General features: G+C 73.1%; 5 protein-coding genes. 2 read left to right on the top strand and 3 right to left on the bottom strand.

What is annotated here, in order from left to right; all coding sequences use genetic code 11:
* From ACFRMQ_RS36410 to ACFRMQ_RS36420, 3 genes are all read right to left on the bottom strand, one after another.
* The coding region (locus tag ACFRMQ_RS36410) for a hypothetical protein (RefSeq protein WP_380735120.1) at positions 1–361 on the bottom strand (361 nt) is incomplete at its 3' end.
* 233 nt (positions 362–594) lie between these two features.
* Positions 595–1,782, bottom strand: a complete 1,188-nt coding sequence (locus tag ACFRMQ_RS36415; protein WP_380735121.1) for an ATP-binding protein — start codon at positions 1,780–1,782, stop codon at positions 595–597.
* 79 nt (positions 1,783–1,861) lie between these two features.
* Positions 1,862–2,599: a response regulator transcription factor gene (locus ACFRMQ_RS36420; protein WP_030057574.1), complete on the bottom strand. Its 738-nt coding sequence runs from the start codon at positions 2,597–2,599 to the stop codon at positions 1,862–1,864.
* Positions 2,600–3,216: 617 nt separating this feature from the next.
* Between ACFRMQ_RS36420 and ACFRMQ_RS36425 the strand changes: the two genes are divergently transcribed.
* Positions 3,217–3,927, top strand: coding sequence for a rhomboid-like protein (locus ACFRMQ_RS36425; RefSeq protein WP_380735122.1), 711 nt, complete (start codon positions 3,217–3,219; stop codon positions 3,925–3,927).
* A gap of 217 nt (positions 3,928–4,144) precedes the next feature.
* The coding region (gene lon, locus ACFRMQ_RS36430; RefSeq protein WP_380735124.1) for an endopeptidase La at positions 4,145–6,561 on the top strand (2,417 nt) is incomplete at its 3' end.

Consider the following 6,561-nt stretch of genomic DNA (forward strand, 5'->3'; position numbering starts at 1 on the left):
GGGCCGGCGCGGCCTTGGGGGCCGGCGGCGCGGCGGCGAGCGGCGCCGGGGCGGCGGCCGGAGCCGGAGCCGGGGCCGGGGCGGCCGGAGCGGCGGGTGCGGCGGGTGCGGGCGCAGCAGCAGCAGCGGGCGCGGGGGCAGCGGCAGGGGTCGGCGCGGAGCCGGCCTGGGTCGCGGCCTGGGTCACTGGGGTCACCTCGGTACCGGGCTTGTAGTCGGCGAAAAAGTCCCACCAGGCTCGGTCGACCGAGTTCGGGTCCTGGAGGTACTGCTGGTAGATCTCGTCGACGAGCCACTCATTGGGGCCGAAGCCAGTGGAACTTGCCGAGCTGTTGGGTGTTTCGGGGGACTGTGGCGACACGGCGGCAACCGCCCTCTTCCGCTTCCTTTTGGGATGTTTGGACAGCGGGGATTAAGGCTACGCCCCTGACCGGTGATCGCGCAGTCCCCGGGGCCCAGGCGTCGCCCAGATCACAGTCCTGACCTGCACTTTGGCTGAAAATGTGCGTTAGGAAGCCGCATCCGAGGGGAAGCGATCGGCACCGAACAGGGCTCAAAACAGGGCAAAAGCGGACATGGACTCGGCCAAATCCTCTAGCGATCTTCGTCGGGCTCTGTGTCGGACTTGTGACAAATGTCCCGACCGTCACCTTGACGCTGCCCGGGCAGCCTGACCTCGATCCGGCAGCCGCGCGGGGACTCGGCCACCGCGATCCGCCCGCCGTGCAGGTCGACCGCCCAGCGGGCGATGGCCAGGCCCAGTCCGGTGCCGCCGTCCGCGCCCGGTCCGGCGGCGGTCGGGGTGCCGCTGCGGCCGAACCGCTCGAAGACCCGGGTCCGGTCGGCCGGCGGGATGCCGGGGCCCTCGTCCTCGACCTCCAGCAGCAGCCCTCCGGCCTCGCCCTCCGGCCTCGCCCGCACCGTCACGGTGCCGCCGGGCGGGGAGTGCTTGCAGGCGTTGTCGACCAGGTTGGCGACCACCTGGTGGAGGCGCTCCGGGTCCGCCACGCCGGTCAGGCCGGCCGGGTTGACCTCCAGGGCCAGCCGGACGTCCCCGCGCCGGGAGGAGGCGCCGCCGGCCGTCGCGCCGTCCACGGTGACCCCGCGCAGCACGCCGTCCAGGAACTCGCGCACCTCGAAGCGGCGGGCGTCCAGGTCGACCACGCCGTCGTCGATCTTGGAGAGGTCGAGCAGGTGGGTGACCAGGCGGCCGAGCCGCTCGGTCTGCTCCAGCGCCGCCCCCAGGGTGGCCGGATTGGGCTGGACGACGCCGTCCACCACGTTCTCCAGCACGGCGCGCAGCGCGGCGATGGGCGTGCGCAGCTCGTGCGAGACGTTGGCGACCAGCTCCCGGCGGTGCCGGTCGGCGGCCTGGAGGTCGGCGGCCATCGCGTTGAAGGCGGACGCCAGCTCGCCGATCTCGTCGCGCGAGCTCACCTCGACCCGGCGGCTGTAGTCGCCGGAGGCCATCGCGCGGGCGGCGGCCGTCATCTCGCGCAGGGGGGCGGTCAGCCCGTGTGCGAGGAACTGCATGAACAGCAGCGAGGCGATCATCGAGAAGACCATGATGATCCGGATCTGGGTCTCGGACCGGATCGCCATCACCACCATCCCGGTGGCCAGGAACACGGAGACGACCACGAGCAGCGCGAGCTTGCCCTTGATCGAGCGGACCGGGTCGAGCGGCCGGATGTCGGCCCAGACCCGGCGGGCGGCGCGGGCGGCGAGGCTCTGCGGCCGCGTGCCGTCGGGCTCCCCGTCGCGTTGCTGTGGAAAGGTCATCGTCCCCTGTGGTCCCCGCTGGTGGCACGGCGTCGTTCCCGGCGCGGGCCCCCGGTGGCCCGCCGTCGAAGGGGCGCCGTCAGGAGAGCGGGGCCTCCAGCGCGTAGCCGACGCCGTGGACGGTGCGGATCCAGCTGGCGCCGATCTTCCGGCGCAGTGCCTTGACGTGGCTGTCCACCGTGCGGGTGCCGGAGGCGTCGGTCCAGTCCCACACCTCGGCCAGCAGCTGCTCGCGGGTGAGCACCGCGCGCGGCTGGGCGGCCAGGCAGGCGAGCAGGTCGAACTCGGTCGGCGTCAGGTGGACGTCGCCCGAGGCGAGCCGGACCCGGCGCTGCACGTGGTCGATCTCCAGCTCGCCGAAGCGCAGGCTGCCCAGCGCGGGCGTGCGGGCGGCCTGCTGGGCGCGCTCGACGCGGCGCAGCAGGACGTTGACACGGGCGGCCAGCTCGCGCATCGAGAACGGCTTGGTCATGTAGTCGTCCGCGCCGACGCCGAGGCCGACCAGCAGGTCCGTCTCGTCGTCGCGGGCGGTCAGCATCAGCACCGGCACCGGGCGCTGGGCCTGGATCCGGCGGCACACCTCCAGGCCGTCGAAGCCGGGCAGCATGATGTCGAGGACCACCAGGTCCGGCTGCCAGGTGTGGAAGCCGTCGACCGCTCCGGGGCCGTCGTGGGCCACGGCGACCTTGAAGCCCTCGGCGCCCAGCCGGGCGGCGATCGACTCGGCGATCGTGGGCTCGTCCTCCACCACCAGGACTCTGCGCTGGCTGCTCACAGTGCCACCGGTGTTGTGGTTGTCCTGCTGAATCTCTGTCACGGTCACGCCACCGCCCCCAGGGCTGCGGGCCGGCCACCCGTGGGGATGGCGGGCTCCGCTCGTAGTCTTGTTCCGTCGTGGACTGTGCCGGGTCCGCCGTCCCGTCGCGCGAGCGGGAGCCGAGGACGGATGGTCGGCCGCCCACTTCTCCCGCGCACTTCGCAGCGTACGGACAGCGGATGCTTCCCGGCAGGTGGACCGGACGTTTCCGGCCCGTGGGCCGGCTGTCGGGCCGCCCTCGGGCCCACTGCGCGAGTGGGCACGGGCCGATACCTTACCCGGCGAATTTTCTCTGCGTAACGGTACGTATGCAGTCCAGTTGACGCCAAGTCGCCGGTCAGAGGCCCCGTCGTCGCGTTAATCGGGAGAAGGTCTGGACCAATGTCGGGAATCCGTCGGCCCGTCGCGACGGCGGGCCTTCACCGTCTTTTCCCAGGTGCCTCTCATAACCTCGACGTACGGTGACCGCGACGACACCCGGAGGGGTGGATTCCACGCCGCGCGCCGGTACGTTGGGGACCTGCGGGGAGCCGGTGGGCACGACGTGGAGCGGAGGCGGCATGGCAGGGCCGAGGCAGGGTGCCGGTGGGTGCGGGACCGTGGGAGCGCCGTACGGAATGCTCCGCCTCGGGCTGCGCACCGGCGTCCTGGAGTGGCTGCTGGAACGGCTGCCGACACCCCGGCGGACGCCCTTCACGCTCGGATATCTCGCCGTCGTGGGAGCCACCACGACCTTTGCCAAAGTCGCCGATCCGGAACTCGTCCAGCGCTTGCAGGAAGCCTCCAGTTCGGACGGGCACAACCTGCTCCAGCACCCTTTGCGCGCCCTCGTGCTGAGCGGATTCTGGGTGGCCGGCGAGGTGTGGATGCCGTACCTGTGGGGATTCGCGTTCACGCTGGCGCCGCTGGAGCGCAAGGTCGGTCCGGCCCGGGCGGCGGCGGTCTTCGCGGCCGGGCACATCGTGGCGACGCTGCTCTCCCAGGGAGTGGTGATCGTCGCCGTGGAGACCGGGCGGATGGCGCCCGAGGCGATGGACTACCTGGACATCGGGGTCAGTTACGGCGTGCTGGCCTGCCTGGGGGCGGTGGCCGGGCTGCTCTCCTGGCGCGGGCGGCTGCTCGCGCTGGGCGGTGCCGGGCTGATGATCGCCGAGCAGATCGCCACCGACCGGGACGTGATCACCGGGGTGGGGCACCCGGCCGCGGTGCTCACCGGGGTCGCGCTGTGGCGCTGGCTGCGCCGGATCGAGCGGCGCCCGCCCCGGCCGCGTCCGGCCGCCGTGACGGCCGCCGGGGGTGCCCCCGCGCGGGTGCGCCCGGCGCGTTGACGCCGTCGCCCGACCGGGTTCCGCCGGGGCGGGGCGGCCTTCCCATCAGGTTTTCTTGAGGTTCTCTTCACGCGCATTTGGGGCTCTTTTGACGGAGCCGGGCGTGGCGCATTCGGCGCCGATTCCTGTTCGCTCACAGCGAACCGGGCCCCGGGAACATTCGCCGCCCGTCAAGCCTTAGTCAGGTCGACTCAAGTTCGATGACTGGGGAGAGATCATGGCATCCACGTCCACTCCGCTCACCCTGCCCGTGCTGCCGCTCGACGACGAGGTCGTCCTGCCGGGCATGGTCGTCCCGCTGGACCTGAAGGACGCCGAGGTGCGTGCGGCGGTCGAGGCCGCCCGGGCCGCGGCCACCGGTTCCGGCAAGCCGCAGGTCCTGCTGGTGCCGCGGGTGGACGGCTCGTACGCCGCGGCCGGCACCCTGGCCACCGTGGAGCAGGTCGGCCGGCTGGCCGACGGCGACCCGGCCGCGCTGGTGCGCGCCGTGCGCCGGGTCCGGATCGGGGTCGGCACCACCGGCCCCGGCGCCGCCCTCTGGGTGGAGACCACGCCCTTCAAGGAGTCCTCCGTCGGCATGCCGGTGGCCGGCCGGGCCGCCGAGCTGGTCAAGGAGTACAAGGCGCTGTCCACCCAGTGGCTGCGCAGGCGCGGCGCCTGGCAGGTCGTCGACCGGGTGGCGCAGATCGAGGGCGTCGGCGAGCTCGCCGACAACATCGGCTACGCGCCCTTCGCCACCGCCGAGCAGAAGCTCAAGGTGCTGCTGGAGGCCGACCAGGTCGCCCGCCTGGAGTACGCGCTCACCCTGCTGCGCGACCACCTCGCGGAGGAGGAGGTCAACGACACCATCCGCAAGGACGTCGAGGAGGGCGTGGCCAAGCAGCAGAAGGAGTTCCTGCTCCGCCGCCAGCTGGAGGCCGTCCGCAAGGAACTGGCCGAGCTGAACGGCGAGGCCGCCGACGAGGAGGGCGACTACCGCGCCCGGGTCGAGGCCGCCGACCTGCCCGAGAAGGTCCGCGAGGCCGCGCTCAAGGAGGTCGACAAGCTGGAGCGGGCCTCCGACCAGTCACCCGAGGGCTCCTGGATCCGCACCTGGCTGGACACCGTCCTGGAGCTGCCCTGGAACGAGCGCACCGAGGACGCGTACGACATCGCCGGCGCCCGCGCGGTGCTGGACGCCGACCACGCCGGCCTCGCCGACGTCAAGGAGCGGATCGTCGAGTACCTGGCCGTCCGCAAGCGCCGGGCCGACCAGGGGCTCGCGCAGGTCGGCGGCCGCCGAGGGGGCGCCGTGCTGGCCCTGGTCGGCCCGCCCGGCGTCGGCAAGACCTCGCTCGGCGAGTCCGTCGCCCGGGCGATGGGACGCGAGTTCGTCCGGGTCGCGCTCGGCGGCGTCCGGGACGAGGCGGAGATCCGCGGCCACCGGCGCACCTACGTCGGCGCGCTGCCCGGCCGGCTGGTGCGGGCGATCAAGGAGGCCGGCTCGATGAACCCGGTCGTCCTGCTGGACGAGATCGACAAGGTGGGCTCCGACTACCGGGGCGACCCGGCCGCGGCGCTGCTGGAGGTGCTGGACCCGGCGCAGAACCACACCTTCCGCGACCACTACCTGGAGGTCGAGCTCGACCTCTCCGACGTCGTCTTCCTCGCCACCGCCAACGTGCTGGAGGCCATCCCCGAGCCGCTGCTCGACCGGATGGAGCTCGTCCGGCTGGACGGCTACACCGAGGACGAGAAGGTCGTCATCGCCCGCGACCACCTGCTCCCGCGCCAGCTGGAGAAGGCCGGCCTCGGCGGCGAGCAGGTCACCGTGGGCGAGGAGGCGCTGCGCAAGCTCGCCGGGGAGTACACCCGGGAGGCCGGCGTCCGGAACCTGGAGCGCTCGATCGCCCGGGTGCTGCGCAAGGTCGCCGCGCAGGCCGAACTGGGCGAGCGCGAGCTGCCCACCGCGATCGGCGCGCGGGACCTGCGCGCCCTGATCGGCCGGCCGCACCACGTGCCGGAGTCCGCCCACGAGCCGGCCGAGCGCCGCACCGCCGTCCCCGGCGTGGCCACCGGCCTCGCGGTGACGGGCGCCGGCGGAGACGTCCTCTACATCGAGGCCTCGCTGGCCGACGCCGAGACCGGCGGCACCGGGCTCACGCTGACCGGCCAGCTGGGCGACGTGATGAAGGAGTCCGCGCACATCGCGCTCTCCTTCCTGCGCTCGCGCGGGGCCGAGCTGGAACTGCCGGTCACCTCGCTCCGCGACCGCGGCGTGCACCTGCACGTCCCGGCCGGGGCCGTCCCCAAGGACGGGCCGAGCGCCGGCATCACCATGACCACGGCGCTGGCCTCGCTGCTCTCCGGCCGCAAGGTGCGCACCGACGTGGCGATGACGGGCGAGGTGTCGCTGACCGGGCGGGTGCTGCCGATCGGCGGGGTGAAGCAGAAGCTGCTCGCCGCCGACCGGGCCGGGCTCACCACGGTGATCATCCCCAAGCGCAACGAGGCCGACCTGGACGACGTCCCGGCCGAGGTGCTGGAGCGGCTCACCGTCCACCCGGTGGCGGACGTGCGGGAGGTGCTGAAGCTGGCGCTGGAGCCGATGGTGCGCTACCTGCGGTCCTCGCTGCTGATGCGTTCGGCGGCCAC

This window comes from Kitasatospora sp. NPDC056783, assembly GCF_042789895.1.
Classification (GTDB): domain Bacteria; phylum Actinomycetota; class Actinomycetes; order Streptomycetales; family Streptomycetaceae; genus Kitasatospora.